Source organism: Bacillus sp. FJAT-27251, from assembly GCF_001273925.1.
Lineage (GTDB): Bacteria > Bacillota > Bacilli > Bacillales > Cytobacillaceae > Mesobacillus_B.
In genome coordinates this window covers 4,076,240-4,102,839 of sequence record NZ_LIGG01000001.1, presented here as the reverse complement: position 1 = coordinate 4,102,839, position 26,600 = coordinate 4,076,240, and the positions used below count along the sequence as shown (strand labels likewise).

The following is a 26,600-nucleotide window of genomic DNA, read 5'->3' as shown; positions in this document are numbered from 1 at the left end:
GACAAAATCATGTGAAAGAGGAGGGAATTTGCTGGGGATGATCGGGGTCTTTCGGTTACAATAAGAATGACACAATCCAATAACATTACAGGCTTGTAGGAGGAGAACAGCATTGGCAGAAGCAAATGTACGAACAGAAAAAGATTTTCTTGGAACAAAGGAAGTGCCGGAAGATGCTTATTATGGAATCCAGACACTTCGTGCGGTTGAGAATTTCCCAATCACCGGATACCGAATCCACGGGGAATTGATCAGGGCTCTAGCGATGGTAAAAAAGGCAGCTGCCCTCGCAAACATGGAAGTCGGCAGGCTCTATAGCGGACTGGGAGAGGCGATTGTGAAAGCCGCGGATGAGATCATCGATGGCGAATGGCATGACCAGTTTATTGTCGATCCGATACAGGGAGGGGCAGGCACCTCCATCAATATGAACGCCAATGAAGTCATTGCCAACCGGGCGCTTGAAATCCTTGGAAAACAAAAGGGTGACTACCTCAGCCTGAGCCCGAATACCCATGTGAATATGGCCCAATCGACCAATGATGCGTTTCCGACAGCGATGCACATTTCCGTCCTGTCGCTTTTGGAACAGCTGCTGTATACGATGAGGAAGATGCACAGCGTGTTTGAACAAAAAGCGGAAGAATTCGACTCATATATCAAAATGGGGAGGACCCATCTTCAGGATGCCGTTCCTATAAGGCTAGGCCAGGAGTTCAAAGGGTATAGCAGGGTGCTAGCGAGGGATATCAGAAGAATAGACAATACTCGCACTCACCTATATGAGGTGAATATGGGAGCCACGGCTGTCGGAACCGGGTTAAATGCAAATCCCAAATACATAACAAGGGTTGTCGAACATTTGGCGGAAATTACCGGGATGCCGCTCGTCAATGCCGAACACTTGGTTGATGCGACCCAGAATACAGATGCTTATACCGAGGTTTCAGCTGCGTTAAAGGTTTGCATGATGAATATGTCCAAAATTGCCAATGACTTGCGCTTAATGGCTTCCGGCCCACGTGTCGGATTCAATGAGATTTCCCTGCCTTCGCGCCAGCCTGGGTCGTCGATCATGCCTGGCAAAGTGAATCCGGTAATGGCCGAGCTCATCAACCAGGTCGCTTTCCAGGTGATCGGCAATGACCATACCATCTGCCTCGCATCGGAAGCAGGACAGCTGGAGTTAAACGTCATGGAGCCGGTGCTTATTTTCAATTTGATTCAATCCATTTCCATCATGAACAATGCTTTTGAGGTATTCACCGAATATTGCTTAGCAGGGATTGAGGCAAATAAGGAGAAGCTGAGGGCGGATGTCGAACGGAGTGTCGGTATCATCACGGCGGTCAACCCTCACCTCGGCTATGAAGTGGTGGCAAGAATCGCCAGGGAAGCGATTTTAACGGGGAAATCTGTGCGTGAACTGTGCCTGGCGTATGATGTACTGACAGAAAAAGAACTTGATATCATCCTGAATCCTTTTGAAATGACCAACCCTGGCATTGCCGGTGAAGATCTGCTGAACAGGGAATAGGGTTCATGCGAATATCCTCGGTTTCGCGAATTTAATTAGGGTTGAGATGTGAAATGCTTGTGGATGTCCGGTCTCTGAGATAAAACTTGATGATTATCCTTGCAGGCAAGGAATTATAGTCGGAGAAATTCCGGTTAAGGTATAAAACAGGGGCTTAATAAGCAGAAATAAGCGGATATTTTCCGACTAACCTCTCTTTTTAGGACTAAATCTAAGGATTAAATCAATATAAAAGGAAAAATTCCGCTTATATCGCGGGAAATACAGGTATTTCCCAATTTAAGCGGAATTTTTCCGTTTATTTTCCCACCGCTGACAAATACAGCCGCCTTGCACCCCGCCGGTTTACTCCATTAATCCAACAACCCAAGCTGCTTTAGCCCATTGTAGATGCCGGAGTCGGTCACGGCCGTTGTCTTATGTTTGGCATAGGCGAACAGGTCCTCATGTGCATTGCCCATCGCGAAACCTTCTCCTACTGCCCCAAGCATTTCCTTATCGTTCATCCCATCCCCAAAAGCGATTGAAGCCTCCCGCGGAATCCCGAGGCGGTCCAGAAGAAATGCGACGCCGATGCCCTTATTGACTTTATTCCTGATCACATCAAAGCAGTGGCGCATCCCTTCTATATTAACCTGCGATAAATGAATGTCATTTCCAAGGTTATACTTTTGGTGATCCTCTTCCCCTCTGGCGATAATGGTCAACCCCAGAATATCGTGAAGCACATCCTCTGTAAAAAGGGCATTTTGCCTCAAATGGAACATTTGCTTAAAGTCCTCCACTTTTGGGGAGTCCATTGATGTGAAGTAGTTCCTGTTGTTTGTATAAAGGACAACTTCATGCTGCTGTTTCGCCGCGACGTCAAGGATGGCTTTGACTTTTTCCGCATCCATTGGTTCCGAAAAGATTTCTTCTCCATTGTATATGGCCAATGCGCCATTGTATCCTATATAAGAAGAGATGTTCAGTTCTTCGCCAATTTCCCTGATTTCATGGATAGGCCTGCCTGTGGCAAGAACTGTCTCAATTCCTTTTTCCTTCATGGCCGAGACGGCGGTTTTCGTGGACTCCTCAATGGTGTTATCGGGCCTGAGGATGGTCCCGTCAATATCGAGAAACAAAATTTTATAATTTTCCATTACGAGGCTCCTTGTCTGTTTTACCCCATTGTACCTTTAGATACCTTTAAGCTCAAAGCCAAGGGTGATTTATTATCGAATAAATGGCGGTCTTGCCCATAAAAGCGCCGATTTCCACGTTTTGCTTTATTTGGGGTATAATAGAACTGCTTTTGAATCGAGGTGAAATCATGGAAGCTGATAAACTGTTAAGGAAATTTAGCGGCAGGACTCCCGGTATATTAGGGCAGGAGGACTTTTTCCGGTTTGCTGTGCTGCTCCCGCTTGTCGAGGTGGACAATGAGGCTCATGTGCTGTTTGAGGTCAGGGCAAACCATTTGCGCAGGCAGCCGGGGGAGGTATGCTTTCCTGGAGGGAAACTGGATGAAAGCGACCCGGATGAAAAACATGGTGCCATCAGGGAGACAATGGAAGAGCTCGGACTTGAAGAAAGCGATATTACCGATGTCATCCCCCTCGATTACATGGTTTCCGCTTTTGGGACGATCATTTATCCATTTGCCGGTGTAATAGCCAATCCGGCTAAAATTTCCCCAAATCCTGACGAGGTAGGCGAAATTTTTACAGTACCCCTTTCATTCTTCAAGGATATAGAGCCTGACACCCATAAAATCAATTTTCAGGTGCAGCCTGAAGATGGATTTCCTTTTGACTTGATTGTCGGCGGTGAGAACTATAATTGGCAGGCGAGGCAAATGGATGAGTATTTTTACCATTATGAGGGACGAGTCATTTGGGGCCTGACTGCAAGGATCCTCAGCCATTTCCTTAACCTGGCCGGCATCAGGCAGTAACATTTCCTGATGCAGCTTAAGAACCAATAGTATTGCCCTGAAGCTGCTTGTGCAGCTTTTTTTTATGGCCTGTCCCTGCCAAACCAAGAATTAGATAGAAAATTCTTGCATCTTTAAAGCTTTAGGGGCATAATGAAAAATAAAACTTTTGCGGAGGATGGCCAAATGAAAGTCGTAAAATTCGGAGGTTCGTCGTTAGCTTCCGGGGAACAGTTGGAAAAAGTATATAACATCGTTGTTTCGGATTCCGAGCGAAAGCTAGTTGTCGTATCCGCACCTGGGAAGCGGTACCCTGATGATATAAAGGTAACCGATCTTTTGATTGCCTGTGCAGAGCATATGCTGGAGACAGGAGAGGCCGGTGAGTACTTTGATGCTGTTATCCAAAGGTATTCCAGCATTGCCCATGAACTGGAGATCGGGCAGGAAATCATCGAAATCATTACAGACAGTTTCATGCAGCTCCTGGCTGACACATCGAAAAGCAGGGAACATTTCATTGAATCGGTTAAAGCAAGCGGGGAAGATAATAATGCCAAGCTTGTCGCTGCCTTCTTCCAGTCCAGGGGCGTGGAAGCCAGCTACATAAACCCGAAGGATGCGGGCTTGTTTGTCAGTGATGAGCCGGGTAATGCGCAGGTGTTGCCTGAGGCCTATGAGAATCTGTACGAGCTTAGGAAAAAGTCCGGAATCCTGATTTTCCCTGGATTCTTTGGCTACACAAAGGAAGGCGAGATTGCCACTTTCTCAAGGAGCGGTTCGGATATTAGCGGATCGATTGTCGCCAACGGAATCAAAGCCGAAGTGTATGAGAATTTCACGGATGTGGATGCGGTTTATTCCGTCAATCCGACGATTGTCAAAAATCCAAAGGAAATCAGGGAGCTGACCTATCGAGAAATGCGGGAGCTTTCCTATGCTGGGTTCTCCGTTTTCCATGATGAGGCTTTGATGCCTGCTTTCCATGCGGAAATTCCCGTCCATGTTAAAAATACAAACAACCCGGAGGCACTGGGAACAAGGATTGTCCACCAGCGGAAAAACCAGAATGGCCCGGTAGTCGGCATCGCCAGTGACGGCGGCTTTTGCAGCATTTATGTCAGCAAATACCTGATGAACCGCGAAATTGGGTTTGGACGCAAGCTGCTGCAAATTCTCGAGGAATACCATCTTTCCTACGAGCATCTCCCATCAGGGATTGATGATATTTCAATCATTCTGCGCCAGGACCAGCTGAATTATGTGCTGGAAAAAGATATCCTTCAAAGAATCCAAACCGAGCTTGGGGCTGACGAAGTCAAAGTCCAGCATGACCTCAGCCTGATCATGGTGGTAGGCGAAGGCATGCGCTGCAATGTCGGAACAATGGCCCGGGCGGCAAAAGCTTTGGCAGCGATTGGCGTGAACATTGAGATGATCAACCAGGGTTCCTCCGAAGTGAGCATGATGTTCGGCGTGGTCGAAGCGGATGAAAAGAAAGCGGTAAAAGCCCTGTACGAGGAATTCTTTGTTGGAGTTACTGTCTAAAGAGCAGAAAGCACTGTCCTTCGAGGATAGTGCTTTTACTGTTTATAGCGGATATACTCGTAATTTTCGGTCGCTGTTTTTTGGATCAGCTTGCCCTCTGGGTCTTTAATAATTTCGTATTCCCGGTACGTCTCGACCATATAGCCATCCACTTCTTCCCGGCCGACCAGAAACATTTCCAGCTGCGGCAGCATTTCGTCATTTAGCTCCTCTTCGCTTTTAAAGGAAAAAACGGTGACGGCGTCCTTATCGGGAAAATATTGCTCAAGCTCTGTGATGACAAGCTGGAGCGCACCTAAAAACAAAAGCAGGAACAAGCCCACTCTTACCCCCGTCCTAATCATCCTTGCAGCCTCCTTTGCATGTGCTTCTTCAAGTATATGCTTGTACTTTTTTGTGATGACACCTGCCTGCTTTTGTCATAAAAGGAAATCTGGCTCATATAGATACCTCTGAACAGGGGGACGGGCAGATGATAAAACCAATGAAATTGATGAAGGGCGATACAGTTGGAGTGGTGGCTCCTGCGGGAACGCCGAAGCGCGAGGCACTGGAAAAGGGGGTACAGTTTCTGGTGGAAGCCGGGCTGCATGTAAAACTTGGAGAACATGTTTATAACGAATGGGGCTATCTTGCGGGCAGCGACGAGGAAAGAACGGAAGATTTGCACAGAATGTTCGGGAACAGGGAGATCAAAGCCATTTTCTGTGCCCGTGGAGGGTATGGAAGCGCCCGGATGGCATCGCTGCTCGATTATCGATTGATCAGTGAAAATCCGAAGGTATTATGGGGGTACAGTGATATTACGTTTTTACATTTGGCCATAACCAAAATGACGGGCCTGGTCACTTTTCATGGGCCGATGATTGCATCCGATTTTGGCAGGGAGAGCATAGACCCAGATACAAGGGAGAGTTTTCAGCAAGTGTTCAGTGGTCAGCAGCAGTCCTTTCCTTCAGGTGGCTGTCCCCCATTGCAAACCGTCGTGGACGGGCTGGCTTTTGGACGGCTGACAGGCGGGAATTTGACATTGATGACGAGCACGCTCGGAACGCCTTATGAAATTGAGACAACAGGGAAGATTTTATTTATGGAAGAGATTAACGAGGAACCGCGCTCCGTCGACAGGATGCTGAACCAGCTTTTACTCGCCGGAAAACTGCAAAATGCGGCAGGAATCGTGCTTGGCGATTTTAATGACTGCACAACGGAAGACAAGCCTTCATTCGAGCTGGATGAAGTCCTGGACCACTACCTGAAGCTGGCCAACAGGCCGGCGGTTCATGGCCTTAAAGCTGGTCATTGCAGCCCGAATTTCTGCATCCCTCTTGGCGTAAATGCCATTTTGGATACAAACAGGGGCCAGCTGCAGATTGACAGCGGTGTCCGCTAGGGAGATTATTTCTCGGGCAAGCGCAGGATGCGACAGGTTTCTGACTTCCTGGCAGGCATAATTTCGACAAAAAAGCATATGTTCCGGTTTTTTTCGCGATAGATTTTTTGTCGGTTCCCACAAATGTTTTGGAAAATTCCATTTATTGGTCTCCTGCCTAATGTTTAAAAGAGGGCGTTTAGGTTTATATAATGTAAAAAAGGCGGAGGAGTGGACGGAAGTGGAATTATCTAAAGCAATCGAGGTCATGAGAAGGGAACGGTTCACGGAAGAGGAAGTGGAGCATACGGTCGAGATTCTGGCAGAAACAAAGGGAGTCGATCTGCACGCGGTGAAACATCTGCTCGAAGATACGAGAGTAAGTTAAAGAAGCCTGGCCTGCTTGGCCAGGCTTTTTCGCGGATAAGGAACCTCTATAAAAATTAGGCAGTTGTCTGCTAAAAAAAAGGCAAAAAAACTATATTCAATTCCTTGCGAATGTTTTATAATGAGTCTCGATGTTTCGATTCCCTTGTTTCGAGACTTATTATTTTTTTGCCTGGAGGGATTGGGTGTGAAATTAAGAGTATCTGCCGTTCAATATCATCTTCATACGATCAGGTCGTTTGAAGAATTTGCTGCTCAATGTGAGCACTATATAAAAACCGCACAGGAATATGGTTCGGAATTTGTGCTGTTTCCTGAATTTTTTACTACCCAATTGCTTTCCATCGGCAGTGAGCAGGGAACAAGGCTGACGATTAACGAATTGCCGGGATTTACGGAACAGTATCTGAACTTGTTCCAGCATTTCGCCTTGACTACAAAGATGCATATAATCGGGGGTACACATGTAATCGCCCGTGAAGGAAAATTATATAATGTGGCGCATTTGTTCTATCCGGATGGCCGGATTGAAGAGCAGGCCAAGCTGCATATCACACCGACTGAAGTGGAAGAGTGGAATATGTCTGCAGGTGACAGTTTCAGGATATTCGATACCGAAAAGGGCAGGATTGCTTTATTGACTTGCTATGATATCGAGTTCCCGGAAATTGTCCGCATGGCGAAAGCTAAAGGCGCCGATGTGATTTTCTGCCCTTCCTGCACAGATGACCGCCATGGTTTCCATCGTGTTCGCTACACAAGCCATGCGAGGGCGATTGAAAACCAGGTTTATGTGGTTTTGACAGGAACAGTAGGTGCTTTGCCGACTGTGGATTTCATGAGGGCCAACTTTGGGCAGGCAGCCATTATCACGCCGAATGACATTCCATTCCCGCCTAAAGGCCTGCTGGCGGAAGGCGAGCTGAACAATGACATGATTGTCACCGCCGATCTTGACCTCAGCTTGCTGTATGAAGTGCGCGAGCGCGGCTCTGTTACTACATGGCGGGACCGGCGCACCGATTTGTACACGGATTGGGAACAGGAAGAAAGTTTGAGAAGGAGCTAATGGACCATGGAATATATCCGAGTTAATTCTATAGAAGACCCGCTTTTTGCCAAGCTCAATGACTTGATGAAGGAAGTTTTCCCGCCGGAAGAGGTGCTTGAATTTGACCTTTGGAAGGAGCCGCTTGAGGACCCATCCATCCGCGTCTTTGTTGCTGTGCACGAAGGCGAAGTGGTGGGTGTGACCGAATACCGCTATTATCCTGACTGGAATATCGCGATGACTGATTTTACGATTGTCGGCCGGCCTGGCCTTGGCCTTGGGCGCTTCATTGCCGAGAAACGTATGGAAGACCTCAGCAGCCTGGCGCAGGAACAGGGGGTCGAGTTGTTTGGGATGTTTGCGGAGATTTATGACCCGTACCGCCGGGGCGATCACGACTTTGGCGGGGTCAAAACAATGAATCCATATGTGCGCCGGGAAGTGTTGTCGCATCTTGGGTATGAACGTCTGGACTTTACCTATGTCCATCCATCCTGGGAAAATGACGGTACTGCCGTTGAAGGGCTCGATTTATGCTTCATGCCACTCGACAGCTCTATTAAGGAACTGCCGGCTGCCCAAATCGTCGATTTCCTGACGGTCTATTATTCTGTGTTGGATAATAAGCCGCAAGAATGGTTAGATATGATTAATCAATTAAAAAACAGGCAGACAGTTCAGCTTCTGCCGCTATAAAGAGGAATCAGGCTGGCCGCACATGCGGCCGGTTTTTGTTTGTGCTTGTTTTTAAGTTGAAAAATGGGATTGTGATTTAGGTGTCTCTGTTCCGTTACGGCTTGTTGGAGCAAAAGAGAGTAGAAAAGTGCAGTGAATTCCGCCAATAGGGCCTGTTAACGCAAAAAGAAGAGGGAATTCCGGGAACATTTACGTTAACAGGCCTTGTTAACGTAAAAAAGAAGAGGGAGCTACGGTATATTGCGCCAATAGGGCTCGTTGACGCAAAAAAGAAGAGAGAGTCAGGGGGAAATTGCGTTAACAGGGCTTGTTGGCGCAAAAAAGAGGAGAGAGCTCCGGGAAACTTGCGTTTATACGGCTTGTTGAAATAGAACTGCAGCTTATTGTACGGGAATCTCCAATCGAGACAGCACGCCAACTTTTGGGTAAACTAGCTTGTAGGATGCAATCAGGCATTCTTAACGCTGTACTGAAAGGAGTTTTAAAATGCAATCACTAAAAGGCAAAACAGCATTGATCACCGGGGCAGGAAGGGGGATTGGCCGGGCTGCAGCCATAGCGCTTGCCGCGGAGGGAGTCCATCTCGGCCTGCTTGGCAAGAATATGGACAACCTGGAAAAAGTCACAGCTGAACTGGAACAGTATGGAGTCAATGTTTCGGGGGCAGCGGCAGACGTGGGTGACCGGCAATCTGTTGAGAATGCAGTTGAACATATCACTTCCGAACTAGGCTCAATAGACATTCTGATCAATAATGCGGGTATCGCCAAATTTGGCGGATTCCTCGAACTTGACCCCGAGGAGTGGGAACAAATCATCCAGGTCAACCTGCTGGGAACCTATTATGTAACCAGGGCGGTCCTTCCGGGAATGATGGAAAAGAAATCGGGCGACATTATCAATATCTCCTCGACTGCGGGCCAGAAGGGGGCGCCGGTTACAAGTGCCTACAGCGCTTCGAAATTCGGGGTACTTGGCTTGACAGAGTCCCTGCTCATGGAAGTCAGGAAGCATAATATCAGGGTGACAGCAATGACGCCAAGCACAGTGGCGACAGACCTTGCTGTCGAAAACAAGCTGGTTGGCGAAAATACCGAGAACGTGATGCAGCCAGAGGACCTGGCCGAAATGATGGTCGCACAGCTGAAGCTTCATCCTCGGGTGTTCGTAAAAACGACCGGCCTTTGGTCGACAAATCCATAAAACGTAAAAACCCTTTCCGTTTATGGGAAAGGGTTTTTTTACGTTAGTCTTCTGTTTCAAACTCTTCGCTGTCCGTTCCGCCATCTTCAGGAGCTTCAACATCACCATTCATTTCACCGTTCGTTCCGCCGCCATTCATCCCGCCATCCGGGCTGCCGCCATTGGTACCATCATTTGTAGTACCATCATTGGTAGTGCCTCCGTCTGTGTCAGGGTCACCGAGGTTGTTGCCGTTACCGTTATTTTCAGGCACCTGATTCTCTTCAGGGGCTTGATCTTCTTCGATTACCGGATCATCTGCGGGAGGTGCCGGATCTTCCTCAGCTGAACATCCTGCGACAATCATTCCTGAGGCAAATAGGGTAGATGCGAGTAAAGGCCATTTCTTTTTCAACTGCATTGCTCCTTTCTCATTAATCTATTTATCCATACCTTTGGGTAACATCAGGGAAACATCCTCTTTTTACCAGGATTTTCACTATTTTGAATCCTTTAAAAATACAAGGCTGAAAACAGAAAAAAGGTGCAAACCATTCGGTTCGCACCTTTTTTCTGTCCCGTTAATTAGGACATGTGATAGGAGTGCCTGATGGGGAGGTATCGATTTTAAATATATCGATTCATGGCCAAGGTGCCAATCGCCCTGTCGGCAAAACCCTCACAGATTGCAATGCCAAAGACTAATCCTGAAGTCGCCGTTAAATCTTGCAATTTAACCAGTCCCTCCTGTTATGTTTTGGCCTTGCACTCTTTATTTACCCGTGGAAATGAAGGACAAACCGAATGGAAATAAAATGGGAAAATTGTCCTGTCTCGCCTGATTGCCTGAGTGACGGGCGCATGGCCCTCTGCCAGACATCAAGATCCTGTTTGTTTCTGGGTAAAGAAGGGGAAAAATATCTTGGGATATAAGCATGAGTTAAATGCGAGAAAATAACACAAAAAGGTTGAGAAGCCGTGCAGTTTGTGTTATTCTCACACAAATCCAAATTTTCCTGCCGGGATGGCGAATTGGTTCCCCGACGAGGGGACTTGCCATATGATAGCATAAGATTAAAAACAAGGAGGAAATTCAATGCGGGATGTGACGCTTCTGAATTTATTCGAACACCATATCACTCAAAAGTATGTGAAGCGCTCGGGATTTGCCCATGCCATCGCCGTTGCCTACCACGCCTTCCACCTCGCCAAGGAATACGGGGTGGACGTGGATATTGCTGCGAAAGCCGGATTTCTTCATGATATCGGCCATTTTACATGGTATCGGAACGGGAAGTGGGACTACGAGCTGTATAAGCAGAATGATATTCATCCAATCAAGGGGGCGGAACGTGCCCATAAGCTTCTGATCCGTCTGGGAGAAAACCCGATTCGGGCTAAAACGACGGCACTTGCCATTCTTTTTCATACCGATTCCTTCCTGCCAACCAATGATATTGAACGGACGACACTGCAAAAGGTGGTTAAATGGGCGGATGAGAAGGACGAGGAAGAAGGCGGGGCCCATCATTACCGGACGATAAATAAAGAGCGGGCGCGTGAAAGCATCATCCGGCTGGACGAGATGATTGACGCTGAACTAGGGTTTGGCGGGGAAGAACAAAAAGTGGCTGAATAAGCAAATGCGCGGGAACGAACAGGTATCCAAGTGCAAAAATTTTTTAAAATGACAAAAGCCGGGCAGTAGCGCCCAGCTTTTTATTTTACAAAAAACCTTGATTTTTCGGAGATGTAGTCGGCGATGATGACCAGGATCAGGTAACAGATCAGCAGCAGAGTGATTTCGGTATAGTGGAAAAAGCTCATGCTCAGCTTGAACTGCTGGCCGAGCCCGCCTGCGCCGACAAAGCCGACGACAATTGTTGTCCTTATGATGACTTCCCAGCGGTACAAGATATAGGTCAAAAACTTCGGCAATACGGTCGGGAGCACTCCGTAGAGCAATAACTGCGGACGCGAAGCCCCAGCGGACGCGAGGTTCCTGACAGGGCGTGGGTCACTGTCCTCGATTACTTCCGCACACAGCTTGCCGAGAATGCCAAAGTTGTGGAGTGCAAGCGCGATTGCTCCAGGGAGGATTCCTGGCTTGAATATGAAAATGACGATCATTGCCCAGAGCAGCTCGGGAATGGCCCGGCTGAATATATAGCTGATCCGGATCAGCCCAAACACAATCCAGCGGTACCATTTCCTTGTAAGAGTCAGGCTTCCGTCGGCCACGTTGCGCGCTGCCGGGATCACCGTAAGGAACATGACGATGGTCGAAAAGCCAATCGCCATGATGCTCATCTGCAGGGTTTCAATCGTCAGCCTGAACGCATCTGACCAGCTGTCTTTGTTAAGAAACGCCACTTCGGTCTGCCCGATGCCAAAAAGGCCGCTGAAGAACTTTTTCGCATATTGCAGGTTGTCGTTTGAAAACAAGGAGGCAAGGCTGGCCTTTTCCACTCCAATAACCTGATACCAGGAAGCCCCGATCAGAAGGAAGAAGGCAAGAACAGAAAGCGTGGTAAAGTTGAAGGTCCGTTTTCTCATAATGCCATCCTCTTTCTAAGCATATTGCTCCAACCGTCGATCAGGATGACAAGCAGGATGAGGAAGTACATGAAGGTCCACACTTCATCATAATGCAGGTCATCGAGAGACAGCTGAATCTGGTAGCCAAGGCCTCCAAGGCCAACAAAGCTCATGATGGCCGAAGACCTGACCGCGCATTCATACCGGTACATCGTGTAGCTGATCATGCTGGCCTTTACACTCGGCAAATAGCCGTAAAACAGGCATTGGAGCCTTGAGGCCCCAGCGGCCCTTAGTGCCCGGATGGGCTCCTCGGGCACGTCGTTGATCATGTCGGCAAAAATCCTGCCAAGTATGCCGCCATACGGAATGGCAAGCGCAAAGACGGCCGCGTAAGGCGTCAGCCCGAAGGAGGCGACGAACAGCCATGCCCAGACAAGTTCATGAATGGCACGCATAAAGCCAAGGACGCCGCGAAAGAACCCTTTCATCATCTTCCTTGATTTGTTCCCGCCTGCAAGGACGCCTGAGGCGAGAATCCCGAAAACTAGCGCAAGAATCAGTGCGAGAGAGATGCCGGCAGTGGCATAGGCAAGGGTGATCCACGACGAATGGACCGCCAGCCTGATGATGTCTGCCGACAGGTCAGGCTGCAACATGGCCGCAAAAATCTCCATGGCCGTGGCAATCCCGCTTGAGTGCAAAACACCTTCCTGCCAGTTGACCCCAAAAAGGCTCCAGAAGAACAGGAGCAGCAAAAAGGCGGTTAGGAGCTTTCTTTTATGAAGGTCGAAAGATAGCATGTCAGTTAAGCTCCTTTAGCTGGTAAAGCTCCTGAAGCTGCTGATTTGTCACCTGTTGTGAAGGCAGGTCAAAAAAGATTTCGCCATTTTTCAGGGCAATCAATCTTGTGAAATACTTCCTGGCATATTCAACCGAGTGCAGGCTGGCTACCACTGTCTGGTTTTCCTGCTTGGCAAGCCCGGTGAGCATCGCAAGGATGTCTTCGGAGCGGGCGGGATCAAGCGAGGCGACAGGTTCGTCAGCGAGGATGACCTCCGGTTTTTGCATCAGCAGGCGGGCTAGGGCTACGCGCTGCTGTTCGCCGCCTGAAAGGTTGGAAGTACGCTCATACAGCTTGTCAGCAAGACCGACCCGCTTCAATGCATCTTCCGCCTTGTCTTTTTCCTGAGGAATAAACAAGGAAGCAAACGATTTTAACAGGCTCCATTCCGCCAGCCGTCCCGCGAGGACATTATGGACCACCGCCAGCTGGCCGACCAGGTCGAATTGCTGGCGGATCATGCCAATCTTACGTGCTCTTTCCTTGCGGTCGGCATATTGGCTGAGGGGCTTTCCATCTACCTGCAGTTCACCGCTGTCAGGCTCCAGAAGGGAGGCGAGCAGATTGAGGAGCGTCGTCTTCCCGGCTCCGCTCGGCCCAATAAGGGCAACGAGTTCGCCTTTTTTTACAACAAAAGAAAGGGAAGATAATGCTATCTTCCTCTCATAACGTTTCTCTATTGAATTCACTTCTATCATGTTATGTTCAGACACGCGGTGTCACCTACTTGATAATCTTTAGTTCTCTGGCAACTTCCTCAATGGCTTTATAGTTGTCATTATTGGTCGGAATGAATTGCTCCGCTGCCAGCAGGTCCATGACTTCATTATCGCCGGCTTTCATCGAGAGAATCGCTTCGGTCAGCTTCGTCTTCGTTTCTTCATCCATTTTATTGACTGTCCAGTTATAGTCATAATACTCTGGCGTAGTATAGAACACCTTCACTTTATCAGGATCGACACTGCCCTCGGCCACGGCTGCTTCCCAGACCGAAATATTCAGTGCGCCTGCCTGGAAGGCACCGGATTCGACCAGTTTATAGGTTTTATCATGGGAACCGGAATAATTTGGGTTGCCATCAAGGTCCTGGTCCGGATTAATGCCCGCTTCTGTCATGAAGTACCGTGGCATCAAATGGCCGGAAGTGGAGCTTTCGCTTCCAAATGTAAAGGTTTTGCCTTTTAAGTCTTCCAAAGAGGATACATCCAGGTCGCTTTGTGCGATAAACACCGATTTGAATTTTTCATCAACCGGACGCTGTGCAATCGCTTCTGCTTCAGGTACCGCATTGCGGGCCTGGACTCCTGTCAGGCCGCCGAACCAGGCCAGCTGGATTTCGCCGCGCTCAAACGCAGTGACCAGTGCAGCATAATCTACCGAAGGAACATATTCTACTTCAAATCCCGTCTTTTCGGCAAGGTCTGCCGCAAAATCGTCCATGCTTCTATTCAGCTCGGCTGCATTTTGATCGGGAATCATTCCTATTTTAATGACTTCCTTTGATTCAGTTGCTGTGTTTTCTTCTTTGTTCTCTTCCTTATTTTCTTCCGTTCCGCCGCCGCAAGCAGCAAGCAGGAGGATGAACATCAGGGAGGCAAGTGCTAAAAGATGTTTTTTCATGTGCAGTCTCCTTTTTCTATTAGTACGTTTGTATCATAACGTATTGAAATCGAAGGCACAATTTATTTAATCGATAGAATGAATAAAAGTACATCGCTTTTTACGATTAAAAAAGCCGCCATTATTAATAGAAGAAGTCGGGGCTTTAATTAGAGCCCATATGGATTGCGGCGCCGGTTATCCTCATTACGCTTTTTGCGCCCATTCCTCCACATTCCAGACCTTTGTGACCCAGTCTTCATAGAAGTCGGGCTCATGGCTGACAAGGACAATCGTTCCCTTGAAGTTTTTCATTGCTTTCTTCAGTTCTTCCTTGGCTGTGACATCCAGGTGGTTGGTCGGCTCATCGAACAGCAGCCAGTTGCTTTCTTCCATCATGAGCTTGCAGAGGCGCACTTTCGCCTGTTCTCCGCCGCTCAGCTGCGGGAGGGGGCGGGAAATATGCTCGTTTTTCAATCCGCAGCGGGCCAGGGCAGCTCTTACCTGGTGCTGGTCAAGGCTCGGAAACGCGCTCCAGACATCGTCAATCGGGGTAATGTCCCTGGCTTTGACTTCCTGTTCAAAATAGGAAGGATACAGGAAATCCCCGCGCTCGATTTTCCCGCTTAACGCAGGGATTTTGCCAAGAATGGTTTTTAAGAGCGTCGACTTTCCGACACCGTTCATGCCAACAAGGGCAATTTTCTCTCCGCGCTCGATTGTCATCGACAGTTTCGGAAGCAGGGGATGTGTATAGCCGATTTCAAAATCGGTGCCTTCAAACACATACCGGCTGCTGCTACGGGACTCTTTGAACTCGAAGGTTGGCTTGAGTGCTGTTTCCGGGCGGTCGATGCGCTCCATCCGGTCCAGCTGTTTCTGGCGGCTCTTTGCCCGACCTGTGGTAGAATATCGCGCCTTGTTTTTGGCGATGAAGTCTTCCTGCTTTTTAATAAATTCCTGCTGTTTTTCATAGGCATTAAGATGCTGGTTCTTATTGATTTCCGCGAGCTCGAGGAATTTCTCATATGTTGCCGTATAACGGGACAGCTTGGAGAATTCCAGATGGAAAATCACATTGGAAACGGAGTTCATGAACTCGGTGTCATGAGAAATCAGCATGAACGCGTACGGATACTCTTTGAGGTAGGAAGACAGCCAGCGGATATGCTCAACATCCAGGTAGTTGGTCGGCTCGTCGAGGAGCAGCACTTTTGGCTGCTCCAGCAAAAGCTTGGCAAGCAGGACTTTTGTCCGCTGCCCGCCGCTCAATGCGGCTACGTCACGGTCAAGCCCGATTGCATCGATGCCAAGGCCGCGGGCTGCTTCTTCAACTTTCATGTCCAGCGTGTAAAAACCGCCGGCATCAAGCTCGTCCTGGATGGCTGCCATCTGCTCGAGCAGCTCTTCCAGCTCCTCAGGGGAGGCATCTGCCATTTTACTTGTTACTTCATTTAATTCTTCTTCCTTTTTAAAGAGGGGAAGGAAGGCATCGTTCAGAACATCGCGGATAGTGCGCCCAGGTGTCAGGACGGTATGCTGATCAAGGTATCCGTAATGTGTCCCTGGTGTCCACTCGACTTTTCCGCTGTCATGAATCAGCTGGTTGGTAATGATGTTCATGAGGGTTGATTTGCCAACGCCGTTTGCGCCTACCAGCCCCGCATGGTCTTCAGCCAGGAGGCGGAAGGATACATCTTTGAAAAGAGTTCGGTCGCCAAATGTATGGCTTAATTTCTCTACGGTCAATAAACTCATCTATTTTTTCCTCGCTTTTATAGGTTAAATAAAATTGCTCATTATTCGATAATACTAAAACGCAGCGTTTCATACCAGTGTTTTATATTGGATGAATCATAAGCAACCTGCCGCGCATAAGGAAAAACCGGGACGAAAGAATCATTTATAATGTAAAAATATCCCTCTGTTTGCTATAATTGTCTTAGGAAAGGAGGAATAGATATGAAAGCGACTGGGATTGTGCGCAAAACAGACCAGCTTGGCCGTATCGTCATTCCGATGGAGCTTCGCAAAAAAATGGGGATCCAGGAAAATGACCCGCTTGAAATTTTTGTGGATGAAGATACGATCATCCTCCAAAAATACCAGCCAGACAAAACTTGCATGATGACCGGGAACGTCAGCCAGGATAATTATGAATTCGCCGGCGGTAAAATCGTTCTCAGCCGGGAAGGTGCGGAGCAGCTTGCAAGAGAAATAGAAGAAATGCTTGTAAAATAATAGAAATATAGCGGCGGCGAATAGACGCTGCTATTTTTTTTGAATAAAAGAGGTTTTATTACCGGGACAGAATCGAATATAATGGGAAGACAGGAAAAATCCGGGACTCATTATCGACATTCTTTAACATTATTGGCTGGAAAACAGGGAATAAGAGATTATGATAGATTGATGCTTATTTTGACAATAGAAAGGCGTGCGATATGAAAAGACATATACCTAATCTGCTCACATTTGGAAATTTATTTTGCGGGTTCCTGGCAATCAGCTATATTATCAATGGCGATTACCGGAATGCCGTTATCCTGATATTCATTGCCATCATGCTGGATGCAGTTGATGGCCGGGTGGCGAGAATCCTCGGTGTTTCCAACGAATTGGGGAAGGAGCTTGATTCCCTGGCCGATATCGTCTCGTTTGGCGTCGTGCCTGCCTTCCTGGCCGCTCATACGTACTTTGATGATTTTGGAATATACGGAGTCTTCATGGCTGGTTTGTTCCCGTTATTCGGAGCTTACCGCCTGGCAAGGTTCAATATTACCGCTCCTACCGAATCGTTAAAGCATTTTAAGGGGATTCCCATTACCCTTGCCGGCGGAATCGTCACCTTTTTGGTGATGTTCGCCAACAGGATCCCGGTCCTGGTCTTCCTGATCATTTTCTTTGCGCTTGCGTTTATGATGGTCAGCACAATTAAAATTCCCAGCTATAAAAAAGTTGGGCTGCCGAAATACGGTGTCCTTATCACATTATTCCTGTTTTATATGGTGTATCTTTTTGCAAAAGCACGTTTCGAACAGGTGCCCATTTTCTTTTATGCGGCGCTTGCCACCTATATCCTGTATGTGGTGGTTCGTTTCTTCAAGGAAAAGGATCCCCGGTTTCCAATCAGGAGGCGCCAATTGCCAAAGCGGTTTAAATTCAAGCTCCGCAAGGATAAAAAATAGCATATTCATCATGACTAAGAAGAAGGCAGCGGCTGTCTTCTTCTTTTTGTTCTTTTTGTGTCTCTCATGAGTGTACATTCGCATAAAATATGTTAAAGTATATTTTGTAAAACCCATATTATATCAGTCATAAATCAATATTTTAATGTCCTTGTGAAAAAGACAAATGTATATCGAGGAGGTATCTTCATGTCCAGCAAACAGTTGGAGCAATTTTTAAATGAAAACCTGGAAGAGTTAAAAGCAAAGGGTCTCTATAATGTAATCGATCCGCTGCAAAGCGCAAATGGCCCGTTGATTAAAATAAACGGCAGGGAACTTGTTAATTTATCATCCAACAATTATCTTGGCCTGGCTACCGATAAAAGGCTGAAAAAGGCTGCAATTGAAGCCGTCAATACTTATGGCGTTGGAGCAGGTGCGGTAAGGACAATCAATGGAACACTTGAAATCCATCTTGAACTGGAGGAAAAACTTGCCCAGTTCAAGAAGACGGAAGCCGCTATCGCCTATCAGTCGGGCTTCAATTGCAACATGGCGGCGATTTCCGCTGTCATGGACAAGAATGATGCCATTCTTTCCGATGAACTCAACCATGCCTCCATCATCGACGGCTGCCGCCTTTCCCGTGCGGCCATCATCCGTTTCAATCATTCCGACATGGAGGATTTGCGGACAAAAGCCAAAGAAGCGAGAGACTCAGGCAAATACAATAAGATCATGGTGATCACCGATGGTGTTTTTTCCATGGACGGCGATATTGCCAAGCTGCCGGAAATCGTGGAGATCGCCGAGGAATTCGATTTGATCACCTATGTGGACGATGCCCATGGATCAGGTGTTCTTGGCGACGGAGCAGGTACCGTCAAACATTTTGGCTTATCAGATAAAATTGATTTCCAGATTGGCACGCTCTCCAAAGCGATTGGGGTTGTCGGAGGATATGTGGCCGGGAAACGCGACCTGATTGACTGGCTCAAAGTCCGTAGCCGTCCGTTCCTGTTCTCGACTTCTCTTACGCCGGCCGATGTTGCTGCGTCCATCAAGGCGATTGAGATTTTGTCAGAAAGCACCGAGTTGAACCAGCGCCTCTGGGAGAATGCCAATTACCTGAAAGATGGTCTCAAGAAGCTTGGGTTCCATATTGGAGACAGCGAAACACCGATTACACCTTGCATCATTGGCGATGAAGTGCAGACACAGAAGTTCAGCAGCAGGCTGAATGAAGAGGGCGTGTATGCAAAATCCATCGTATTCCCAACGGTGCCAAGGGGAACGGGACGTGTTAGGAATATGCCTTCTGCAGCACATACGAAAGAGATGCTTGACCGTGCCCTGGCTGTTTACGAAAAGGTTGGCAAGGAAATGGGCATTATTCAATAAAAGCTTGGATAGACTTGGAGGAAAACTGCAGCATGAAAAGGATTATGATTACTGGGGCTCTTGGACAAATTGGTTCAGAATTGACGGTTAAACTAAGGGAAGCATACGGCAGTGCAAATGTCCTTGCCACCGACGTTAGAACAAACGACAGCCAGGCAGCCAAGGACGGCCCTTTCGAAATCCTTGATGTGATGGATGGAAACAAGATGGCGGAAATCGCCTCCAGGCATCAGGCGGACACGATCATCCATATGGCAGCGCTTTTATCGGCAACAGCAGAAGCCAATCCAGTATTTGCCTGGAACCTGAATATGGGCGGCCTAATGAATGCCCTGGAAACAGCCAGGGACCGGAAGGCCAAGTTTTTCACTCCCAGCTCGATCGGTGCGTTTGGCCCCTCGACTCCAAAGGACGATACGCCCCAGGACACCATCCAGCGCCCAACCACCATGTATGGGGTGAATAAGGTGGCGGGCGAGCTGCTTGCCGACTATTATTTCAACCGGTTTGGCGTTGATACAAGAGGATTGCGCTTCCCGGGATTGATTTCTTATGTCACCCCTCCGGGAGGCGGCACGACCGATTATGCGGTGGAAATCTATTATGAAGCTATTAAAAATGGATTCTACACATCCTATATTGATAGAGGCACGTATATGGACATGATGTATATGCCAGACGCTCTCCAGGCGATTATTGATTTGATGGAAGCGGACGGTTCCCGGCTGAAGCACCGCAATGCTTTTAATGTGACGGCAATGAGCTTCGATCCCGATGGAATAGCCGCTTCGATTAAAAAGGAGCTGCCAGGCTTCACGCTTTCTTATATTGTTGACCCAGTCCGCCAAAAAATTGCCGACAGCTGGCCAAACTCCATTGACGCCTCCGCGGCCAAAGAAGAATGGGGCTTTAAGACGGTATATGGTCTTGATGCAATGACACAGGATATGCTCGCCAAGCTTGAAACAAAGTTAAATAGGCAAAACGTGTAACAGGAGGAAGGGCAGCTGCGGCTGTCCTTTTTTGTGGGATGAGCCGGAGGTCCCAAGGTCTTTTTTGGTGAGTTGGTGAAATTTTTGGAACTGATGGGAGGTCTCAATGCCTTCTTTCGGAGCGCGGGTAGAAAATTGGGCACTGATGAGAGTTCTCAATGCCCTTTTTTGGGTTACGGGTAGAAAATTGGATACTGATGGGAAGACTCAAGCTGCTTCTGTATCGATGCTGGCCAATTAAGGTCATTGAAGGAAGCCTCATTTCCTTTCGCTGGGCATCACTTTCACCCAAAGCTAATCTTCCAATGCAAATTTTGCCAGATTTCTTTAAATTATTATAAAAAACTATTAAATTTACTTATGCCTAATCCCTTTGTATGCTCTTATATAAGATAAAGAGAAGGAGGATATCCAATGCAATACATCGGGGTTATCATTGGCTCGCTGATTACGGCTGCCGGGTTTAATTTATTCTTGATACCGCATGAAATTTTAAGCAGCGGATTGAGCGGGGTTTCCATGATCCTGGGCATGCTGACCCCCATGGATACAGGGGTGGCCAATTTCCTGTTGAATTTGCCGCTCCTTATTGTGGGCTACTTTAAGCTTGGCCGGAAATTTATCCTCCTGACGATCCTGGCGGTGACGATGATTTCGATTGGTCTTTATGTGATTCCGGTTGTGGAAATTGCCCATGAAATGGTCCTTTCCTCGATTTTCGGGGGAGCAGTGGCCGGTCTTGGCATCGGACTCATCTTCCGCTGTTCGGGTTCTTCCGGCGGCTTTGACGTGATTGGCATGCTTATCGCCCGGAAGAGGGATTTCCCGATTGGCTCCATGCTGACAGCCATGAATGGTGTCATCATCCTTATAAGCGGTTTCCTATTTAATTGGGATGCAGCACTTTATACAATGGCCTCCATTTTTGTGACCGGCAAGGTGGTGGATGCCGTGTTCACGAATCATGTAAAACTGACGCTGACCATTGTTACGGAAAAAGGCGAAGAGATGCGCCAGCATTTGCTGACAAACGTATACAGGGGAGTGACGGTGATGGATGGAATCGGCGGTTTTTCCAATACAAAGAGGCATATTTTAATGACGGTCATATCACGATATGAACTAACGGAAGTAAAGTCGCTGATTTCGGAAATTGACTCGGAAGCCTTTGTCAATATAACGGAAACGGTTGAAGTGATGGGGGTTTTCCATAAGCGGATTGCATAGAAAAACAGCATGCCACTGAAAGGCATGCTGTTTTTTAACGGAGAACCGTAATGAGCTTTCCGCTTTTCTCGACCACACGGCCGATGATGGCAGCATGGCTCAGGCCGCGCTTATGGCATTCTTCCACATACGCACCTGCTGCTTCCTCGGAAAGGGCAGCCAGCAGTCCACCCGAGGTGATCGCATCGCACAAGACGAGCTGTTCCTCGGTGCTGAGATCTCCATAGTCGATCTCGTTCTCAAGCCATTTATGATTGGCTTTTGAGCCGCCGGGAACCACACCCTGAGCTGCAAGCTCAAACGTGCCGTCCAGAACAGGCACTTTGGAAAGGGTAATTTCCAGGCTCACTCCGCTGCCGCCAGCCATTTCGCTGCCGTGGCCGAGCAATCCAAAGCCGGTGACATCTGTAACGGCATGCGGCCTGAAAGGCTTAAGTGCCTCAGCTGCCGATTTGTTCAGCAGAGCCATGGCTTCAACGACACTTTTCTCCTGTTCGGGAGTAACAGCATTACGCTTGATGCCGGTTGTCAGAATGCCTACTCCAATCGGTTTGGTAAGAACAAGCACATCGCCAGGCTTAGCGCCGACGTTCTTCCAGATATCATCCGGATGGGCAATTCCTGTTACCGAGAGGCCAAATTTTGGCTCCTGGTCATCGACGGAATGGCCTCCGACTGTAACGGCACCCGATTCCATCACCTTGTCGGCGGAGCCTCTCATGATTTCAGAGAGGATATCAGGCCCAAGCTTCTTCACCGGGTAACCGACGATGTTCATGACGGTCTTCGGCTCGCCTCCCATCGCGTACACATCGCTCAGCGCGTTGGCAGCGGCAATCTGGCCAAACATATATGGATCATCCACAACGGGCGTGAAGTAGTCAACCGTCTGGATCAGGGCAATGCTGTCGGTCAGTTTGTAGACACCGGCATCATCCGATGTTTCATTTCCCACCAGAAGTTCCGGTACGGGATCTTGTTTTGGTAATAGACGCAGAACCTGCGCCAAGTCCTCAGGACTGATTTTGCACCCTCAGCCAGCTTTAGTTGACAAAGAGGTTAGACGGATTTTTTCTTGTTCACTCAAAGCTTAACACCTCCAGACATTAGTATACAGGAGCGCACTTTTAAAAGCACTTCAGAAATCCGGGAAATTGCTAAATCGCCGCGTTTCTACTACAATGGCAGTATAAATTCAAATGGGGGCTATGAAATGGAAAGCTATCACATTACAGTCGAATTTTGCATGCAGTGAAACTTCGCACCAAAAGCTGCGAGTTTCGCAGAAGACCTTTTTACACACTTCCGTACCAGGATCTCCAAGATGGAACTGATTCCTGCATCCGGCGGGGTATTCGAAGTCACTGTCAACGGCGAAAAGATCTATTCTAAGGATGAAACTGGGTTGTTTCCTTCTTCTGAAAATATCATTGCCATGCTTGATAAATAAAAAAAAGCGTCCATTGCGGACGCTTTTTTTGCAGGATAAGAAAGTATAAAGTTTCTGCACTTAGATAACTGTCTAGCTCCAGCGCCTAGCCCCTCGAGTCGCTTCGGTCCAGCTGTTGAAGTCAAAGAACGACTTCATCAGCTGGCCCTCCAGCGCTTGTCGGGGCTGAGCAAGGCGCTTGCGCTTTTCTTGTGCAGATTGTCCCATCTCAGGCGGCCGTATGTTAGGGGTTCAAATTTATAAACGGACTCTATTTGATATTGAGAGGCGGCGGTACCAACCAGCCTTTGTCCTTGGTCATCTTCAGGAGTTTTCCCTGATATTCCACTTTCTCGGTATAAAATTCATTATACATTTCGGCAATGTCCGTGCGGATGGAAATGCTTGAAATATGGCTGCAAAGCTGCTTGCCGGCCATGAGCTCCTTTCCGGCCAGGATGGCCACCTCGGGGTCATTAAACCGCGCGCCTGCAGGTATGTCCTCGATATTGACCATCGGCCGGTCAGGCGGCGCAGGCGGGAGCCTGATTCCATTCTCCTTCAAGATGGCTTCCACCTGCTCCTCTTCCTTCTTTATGACATTCTCGGAATAATCCTTGAGAAATTCCTTTAAGTCATGGTCACCGGTATGGCTGTCCAGCACCTGGAAGGTGACATACAGCCCTTTGGCATCCAGCAGATGCGACCACAGGCTGTAGACTTCGCCGGCATGCAAAGGCTCTTCTTTCGGATTGCCGCTTAAAATCCCCATGCTATCCCTCCTGCAGTAATCTCCAGGCTAGTTTCTGTTGAAGTGTGGTATTTCATGCAAGGGAAGTTCATTTTAGGGAGTCAGCTGCTTCTCACTCCATATAGGATGAACCCGACGCCAAGCAGGACCCAGAACATTTTTCCAAACGAAATTTTATCGGCAAGTCCCAGCAAGCCGATTGTCGTAGTAAGGATCAGGATCAGCGGGCCGACAAGGGCAAGCGAGCTGTTTACCACAAGAGCTTTTCCTATGTCATTCAGCTTCAGCATGAGCAGCGCCGCAAAAATTTCGATGCTTCCGGATAAAAGTCTCAGAGCCGCCATGCCAAGTACCGCTTTCTCCAATAGTTGAAACATAGGCTTTCCTCCCATATACCAGCTTTTCCTGACCAGTATATGCAGGCGGGGCGGGAATTAGGACAAGGGGGATGGGGGAGTTAAATGTGGGAGCTGTGAATGGGGAAATGGCTGGGGCTTGCTTCGTATGGAGGACCGTTTTTGGCAGGAGGAAGGGGGTGAGGTCGTCCATCGGGTGTATGGAGGACCGCTTTGGTCCTTAAGGCGGAAAAAAGGTCGTCCATGAGGTGTATGGAGGACCATTTTGGCTATGGAGAGGAGATTCAGGGCGTCAATGAGGTATATGGAAGCCCGTCTTGTTCATGGGCAGGGTGTTGAGGTCGTCCATCAGGCGTATGGGTGCCCGCTTTTGTTATGAAGAGGAAAATAAGGTTGTCCATCAGAGTGATGAAAGCCCTCCGGTGTTGAACGCACTTAAAGATTATCCAAACTAAAACTGTCCACACAATGTCAAAGACTGTTTCCTCTTCCCTATGGCAATAAATGATATAATAGTGGCAATGTGTAAAAGTGGAGGGGATAGGAAGTGAATCATCTTTTAAGACAGATGCCGCCGGTCCATGAGCTTCAGAGGGATGCCCGTTTTATCGGGATGGCCGCCGAAACCGGAACCGATGAGAGCGTCTTGACGGATATACTCAAACAGGTAATGGGCGAAATCCGCCTATCCATCATAAATAGAAACTGGAACGGGCCGGAACCCGGGGGAATGGCTTTTTTAGATGAGCTGTTTGAAAGACTGGGAACCTCCGTCTACAAGAAGCAGGACTATACATTAAAAAGGGTCATCAACGCAACCGGCACCATCCTCCATACCAACCTGGGCAGGGCGCGGCTGAGCGACCGTGCCGCCCGGCATATACTTGATACTGCGCAGAATTACTCCAATCTCGAATACAAGCTTGATGAAGGTGAACGAGGCTCAAGGCATACACATGCCGAAGAGCTGTTAAAGGAAATCACCGGTGCGGAAGCGGCTATGGTGGTCAATAATAATGCTGCGGCCGTATTCCTGATTTTGCGTGCGCTGGCTGGCGATAGGGAAGTCATTGTCTCTCGCGGACAGCTGGTTGAAATTGGCGGCTCATTCAGGATTTCATCGATCATGGAGGAAAGCGGAGCGCGGCTTGTGGAAGTCGGTACCACCAATAAGACGCATCTCCATGATTATGAGCGGGCGATCTCTGAAGAAACAGCCATGATCTTAAAGGTTCATACCAGCAATTTTAAAATCATGGGGTTCACCAAGAGTGTGGAAACCGAAGAATTGGCCCGGCTTTCCGCACAGCACGAAAACGTCATTTACTATGAAGACCTTGGAAGCGGGGTCCTTTACGACTTCCGCGAGCACGGAATCGGCGATGAGCCTGTGGTGAGCGAAGTCCTTAAAATGGGGGCCGATATTGTCTCGTTTAGCGGAGACAAGCTTCTGGGCGGTCCCCAGGCAGGAATGATCGCCGGCAAAAAGCATCTGATCGACAAGCTTAAAAAGCACCAGCTGGCCAGGGTGCTTCGTGTTGATAAGATGACGCTTGCGGCCTTGGAAGGAACACTGGCTGACTATTTGAAGGGCGAGAAGGGGATTAAAAACATCCCGACTGTCCATGACCTGCTCCTGACAGCAGATGAAATCAAAGGAAAGGCTGAAGAGTTCATCGCCAGGCTGAAAGAACAGACGGACGAGTATTCCCTCGGCTTACAGGAAGGCGTTAGCCAGGTAGGCGGAGGGACGATGCCGGATGTGGAGCTGCCTACGTGGCTTGTGGTGCTTTCCCACAGGCAGTTGACGGCCTCCCAGCTTGCCCGCAAGCTGCGGGTGGAAGCTGAGCCGGCAATCGTGGTCCGGATCCAAAAGGAAGAAATCCACCTGGATTTGCGAAGTGTAACCAAAGAAGAAGAAAATTTGATCATCGAGGCATTAACTTCTTTCGCCAAATAAAAACGGTCCCTGTATCACGCATGCAGGGACCTTTTGCTGCTCCTAAAAAAGCTACATATCGTGGCCGCCGCCATGGTTTTGCCTTGTATGGTTGCGGTTCTTTACTTTCTTCGATCCGCTCATGGGTGCAGGCTGACCCGCCTGGTCGCCTTTCGGAGCATTTTTACGCATATCTTTGCCATCATTTTTATTAACCATATTCATCCCTCCTGGGCTTAGCTTGCAATCGGCAAGGCGAATTTATACTGAATAAATTCCTTGCGCAATGCACATTTTAACGGATAACTCGCCAGTTCGAGTGAATCAATAAACGAAATGAAACATCCATATATAGAACTCAGGAGGAATCGCCATGCCTTACCATAAAAATAAGCAGCAGGCTTACCAGGCTGCACAGCAAGGGTTTGAAGAAGTGAAGGATTTGTACACCGATATTGTGTATGATACGGCCAGCTATGGACATCAGCTGAAGCATTTGAAAAATGAAGTCAATGAAGCCTACCAGCAGATTGAGAATGCGCTTGAAGTCGCTTCTGAAACACAGCGTTCGCAGCTTGAGCGCTTCCAGCAGGATTTGCGGAGGATGGTTGAAGAAGTCAATTTGCAGTAAATGGAAAGCGGAAGGGAATCCCTTCCGCTTTTACC

The 26,600-nt window shown here is 48.2% G+C and carries 28 protein-coding genes and 1 pseudogene; 17 read left to right on the top strand and 12 right to left on the bottom strand.

Annotation, left to right across the window (positions count from 1 at the left end; translation table 11 throughout):
* Window positions 1-112 precede the first annotated feature (112 nt).
* On the top strand, window positions 113-1,537 hold the full coding sequence (gene aspA, locus ADU22_RS19335) for an aspartate ammonia-lyase (RefSeq protein WP_053363624.1): 1,425 nt from the start codon (window positions 113-115) through the stop codon (window positions 1,535-1,537).
* Between the two features lie 353 nt (window positions 1,538-1,890).
* Here aspA and ADU22_RS19330 read toward each other — a convergent pair whose 3' ends face one another.
* The gene (locus ADU22_RS19330) at window positions 1,891-2,679 is read right to left on the bottom strand and encodes a Cof-type HAD-IIB family hydrolase (RefSeq protein ID WP_053363623.1); all 789 of its coding nucleotides are present in this window, start codon (window positions 2,677-2,679) and stop codon (window positions 1,891-1,893) included.
* A gap of 170 nt (window positions 2,680-2,849) precedes the next feature.
* Between ADU22_RS19330 and ADU22_RS19325 the strand changes: the two genes are divergently transcribed.
* Together ADU22_RS19325 and ADU22_RS19320 are read left to right on the top strand one after the other, a co-directional pair.
* Window positions 2,850-3,473, top strand: coding sequence for an NUDIX hydrolase (locus ADU22_RS19325; protein WP_053363622.1), 624 nt, complete (start codon window positions 2,850-2,852; stop codon window positions 3,471-3,473).
* 165 nt (window positions 3,474-3,638) lie between these two features.
* Complete coding sequence (locus ADU22_RS19320) at window positions 3,639-5,000, top strand: aspartate kinase (protein WP_053364670.1); 1,362 nt, start codon at window positions 3,639-3,641, stop codon at window positions 4,998-5,000.
* 35 nt (window positions 5,001-5,035) lie between these two features.
* Here ADU22_RS19320 and ADU22_RS19315 read toward each other — a convergent pair whose 3' ends face one another.
* Window positions 5,036-5,344: a hypothetical protein gene (locus ADU22_RS19315; protein ID WP_053363621.1), complete on the bottom strand. Its 309-nt coding sequence runs from the start codon at window positions 5,342-5,344 to the stop codon at window positions 5,036-5,038.
* A 128-nt stretch (window positions 5,345-5,472) separates the two neighbouring features.
* Between ADU22_RS19315 and ADU22_RS19310 the strand changes: the two genes are divergently transcribed.
* The 5 genes from ADU22_RS19310 (at window position 5,473) to ADU22_RS19290 (ending at window position 9,709) form a co-directional block, all read left to right on the top strand.
* A complete protein-coding gene (locus ADU22_RS19310; protein WP_053363620.1) occupies window positions 5,473-6,393 on the top strand; it encodes a S66 peptidase family protein in 921 nt (306 codons plus the stop codon).
* A gap of 220 nt (window positions 6,394-6,613) precedes the next feature.
* Window positions 6,614-6,760 carry a hypothetical protein gene (locus tag ADU22_RS24815; protein WP_156324401.1) on the top strand — a complete coding sequence of 49 codons (147 nt, stop codon included), beginning with the start codon at window positions 6,614-6,616 and terminating at the stop codon, window positions 6,758-6,760.
* Between the two features lie 186 nt (window positions 6,761-6,946).
* Complete coding sequence (locus tag ADU22_RS19305; RefSeq protein WP_053363619.1) at window positions 6,947-7,828, top strand: carbon-nitrogen hydrolase family protein; 882 nt, start codon at window positions 6,947-6,949, stop codon at window positions 7,826-7,828.
* Between the two features lie 6 nt (window positions 7,829-7,834).
* Window positions 7,835-8,506 carry a GNAT family N-acetyltransferase gene (locus tag ADU22_RS19300; RefSeq protein WP_053363618.1) on the top strand — a complete coding sequence of 224 codons (672 nt, stop codon included), beginning with the start codon at window positions 7,835-7,837 and terminating at the stop codon, window positions 8,504-8,506.
* Window positions 8,507-8,992: 486 nt separating this feature from the next.
* Window positions 8,993-9,709 (top strand): 3-ketoacyl-ACP reductase, encoded by a 717-nt coding sequence (locus tag ADU22_RS19290; protein ID WP_053363616.1) that lies wholly within the window; start codon window positions 8,993-8,995, stop codon window positions 9,707-9,709.
* Window positions 9,710-9,752: 43 nt separating this feature from the next.
* Here ADU22_RS19290 and ADU22_RS19285 read toward each other — a convergent pair whose 3' ends face one another.
* The gene (locus ADU22_RS19285) at window positions 9,753-10,103 is read right to left on the bottom strand and encodes a hypothetical protein (RefSeq protein ID WP_053363615.1); all 351 of its coding nucleotides are present in this window, start codon (window positions 10,101-10,103) and stop codon (window positions 9,753-9,755) included.
* A 681-nt stretch (window positions 10,104-10,784) separates the two neighbouring features.
* On the opposite strand from ADU22_RS19285, the gene ADU22_RS19280 reads away from it, so the two are divergent.
* Window positions 10,785-11,327 (top strand): HD domain-containing protein, encoded by a 543-nt coding sequence (locus ADU22_RS19280; RefSeq protein ID WP_053363614.1) that lies wholly within the window; start codon window positions 10,785-10,787, stop codon window positions 11,325-11,327.
* A gap of 80 nt (window positions 11,328-11,407) precedes the next feature.
* Here ADU22_RS19280 and ADU22_RS25315 read toward each other — a convergent pair whose 3' ends face one another.
* The 5 genes from ADU22_RS25315 to ADU22_RS19255 all read right to left on the bottom strand — a co-directional run bounded on the left by ADU22_RS25315 (window position 11,408) and on the right by ADU22_RS19255 (window position 16,427).
* Window positions 11,408-12,244: a PhnE/PtxC family ABC transporter permease gene (locus ADU22_RS25315; protein WP_053363613.1), complete on the bottom strand. Its 837-nt coding sequence runs from the start codon at window positions 12,242-12,244 to the stop codon at window positions 11,408-11,410.
* On the bottom strand, window positions 12,241-13,029 hold the full coding sequence (locus tag ADU22_RS25310) for a PhnE/PtxC family ABC transporter permease (protein ID WP_053363612.1): 789 nt from the start codon (window positions 13,027-13,029) through the stop codon (window positions 12,241-12,243). The genes ADU22_RS25315 and ADU22_RS25310 overlap by 4 nt, the downstream gene beginning before the upstream one ends.
* A gap of 1 nt (window position 13,030) precedes the next feature.
* The gene (gene phnC, locus ADU22_RS19265; RefSeq protein WP_053363611.1) at window positions 13,031-13,783 is read right to left on the bottom strand and encodes a phosphonate ABC transporter ATP-binding protein; all 753 of its coding nucleotides are present in this window, start codon (window positions 13,781-13,783) and stop codon (window positions 13,031-13,033) included.
* A 10-nt stretch (window positions 13,784-13,793) separates the two neighbouring features.
* On the bottom strand, window positions 13,794-14,690 hold the full coding sequence (locus tag ADU22_RS19260) for a putative selenate ABC transporter substrate-binding protein (RefSeq protein ID WP_053363610.1): 897 nt from the start codon (window positions 14,688-14,690) through the stop codon (window positions 13,794-13,796).
* Window positions 14,691-14,876: 186 nt separating this feature from the next.
* The gene (locus tag ADU22_RS19255) at window positions 14,877-16,427 is read right to left on the bottom strand and encodes an ABC-F family ATP-binding cassette domain-containing protein (RefSeq protein WP_053363609.1); all 1,551 of its coding nucleotides are present in this window, start codon (window positions 16,425-16,427) and stop codon (window positions 14,877-14,879) included.
* Window positions 16,428-16,631: 204 nt separating this feature from the next.
* On the opposite strand from ADU22_RS19255, the gene ADU22_RS19250 reads away from it, so the two are divergent.
* From ADU22_RS19250 to ADU22_RS19230, 5 genes are all read left to right on the top strand, one after another.
* Window positions 16,632-16,910 carry an AbrB/MazE/SpoVT family DNA-binding domain-containing protein gene (locus tag ADU22_RS19250; protein WP_053363608.1) on the top strand — a complete coding sequence of 93 codons (279 nt, stop codon included), beginning with the start codon at window positions 16,632-16,634 and terminating at the stop codon, window positions 16,908-16,910.
* Window positions 16,911-17,113: 203 nt separating this feature from the next.
* Window positions 17,114-17,857, top strand: a complete 744-nt coding sequence (gene pssA, locus ADU22_RS19245) for a CDP-diacylglycerol--serine O-phosphatidyltransferase (RefSeq protein WP_053363607.1) — start codon at window positions 17,114-17,116, stop codon at window positions 17,855-17,857.
* 189 nt (window positions 17,858-18,046) lie between these two features.
* Window positions 18,047-19,240 carry a glycine C-acetyltransferase gene (locus tag ADU22_RS19240; protein WP_053363606.1) on the top strand — a complete coding sequence of 398 codons (1,194 nt, stop codon included), beginning with the start codon at window positions 18,047-18,049 and terminating at the stop codon, window positions 19,238-19,240.
* Window positions 19,241-19,272: 32 nt separating this feature from the next.
* Window positions 19,273-20,232 (top strand): L-threonine 3-dehydrogenase, encoded by a 960-nt coding sequence (locus ADU22_RS19235; protein ID WP_053363605.1) that lies wholly within the window; start codon window positions 19,273-19,275, stop codon window positions 20,230-20,232.
* A gap of 414 nt (window positions 20,233-20,646) precedes the next feature.
* Window positions 20,647-21,459, top strand: a complete 813-nt coding sequence (locus tag ADU22_RS19230) for a YitT family protein (protein WP_053363604.1) — start codon at window positions 20,647-20,649, stop codon at window positions 21,457-21,459.
* 34 nt (window positions 21,460-21,493) lie between these two features.
* On the opposite strand, the gene selD is transcribed toward ADU22_RS19230, so the two are convergent.
* Window positions 21,494-22,546, bottom strand: a complete 1,053-nt coding sequence (selD, locus tag ADU22_RS19225; protein WP_082252933.1) for a selenide, water dikinase SelD — start codon at window positions 22,544-22,546, stop codon at window positions 21,494-21,496.
* A 180-nt stretch (window positions 22,547-22,726) separates the two neighbouring features.
* Between selD and ADU22_RS24400 the strand changes: the two are divergent.
* Window positions 22,727-22,909, top strand: a pseudogene (locus tag ADU22_RS24400) (Rdx family protein); the annotation flags it as partial.
* Window positions 22,910-23,159: 250 nt separating this feature from the next.
* Here ADU22_RS24400 and ADU22_RS19220 read toward each other — a convergent pair.
* Window positions 23,160-23,660 (bottom strand): DUF3231 family protein, encoded by a 501-nt coding sequence (locus ADU22_RS19220; protein ID WP_053363603.1) that lies wholly within the window; start codon window positions 23,658-23,660, stop codon window positions 23,160-23,162.
* A gap of 80 nt (window positions 23,661-23,740) precedes the next feature.
* Window positions 23,741-24,016: a YqhV family protein gene (locus ADU22_RS19215; RefSeq protein WP_053363602.1), complete on the bottom strand. Its 276-nt coding sequence runs from the start codon at window positions 24,014-24,016 to the stop codon at window positions 23,741-23,743.
* 526 nt (window positions 24,017-24,542) lie between these two features.
* Between ADU22_RS19215 and selA the strand changes: the two genes are divergently transcribed.
* Window positions 24,543-25,955: an L-seryl-tRNA(Sec) selenium transferase gene (selA, locus tag ADU22_RS19210; protein WP_082252931.1), complete on the top strand. Its 1,413-nt coding sequence runs from the start codon at window positions 24,543-24,545 to the stop codon at window positions 25,953-25,955.
* A 51-nt stretch (window positions 25,956-26,006) separates the two neighbouring features.
* On the opposite strand, the gene ADU22_RS23995 is transcribed toward selA, so the two are convergent.
* Window positions 26,007-26,153 carry a small acid-soluble spore protein P gene (locus ADU22_RS23995; protein WP_064537370.1) on the bottom strand — a complete coding sequence of 49 codons (147 nt, stop codon included), beginning with the start codon at window positions 26,151-26,153 and terminating at the stop codon, window positions 26,007-26,009.
* A 154-nt stretch (window positions 26,154-26,307) separates the two neighbouring features.
* Between ADU22_RS23995 and ADU22_RS19205 the strand changes: the two genes are divergently transcribed.
* Window positions 26,308-26,565: a hypothetical protein gene (locus ADU22_RS19205; RefSeq protein ID WP_053363601.1), complete on the top strand. Its 258-nt coding sequence runs from the start codon at window positions 26,308-26,310 to the stop codon at window positions 26,563-26,565.
* Window positions 26,566-26,600 lie beyond the last annotated feature (35 nt).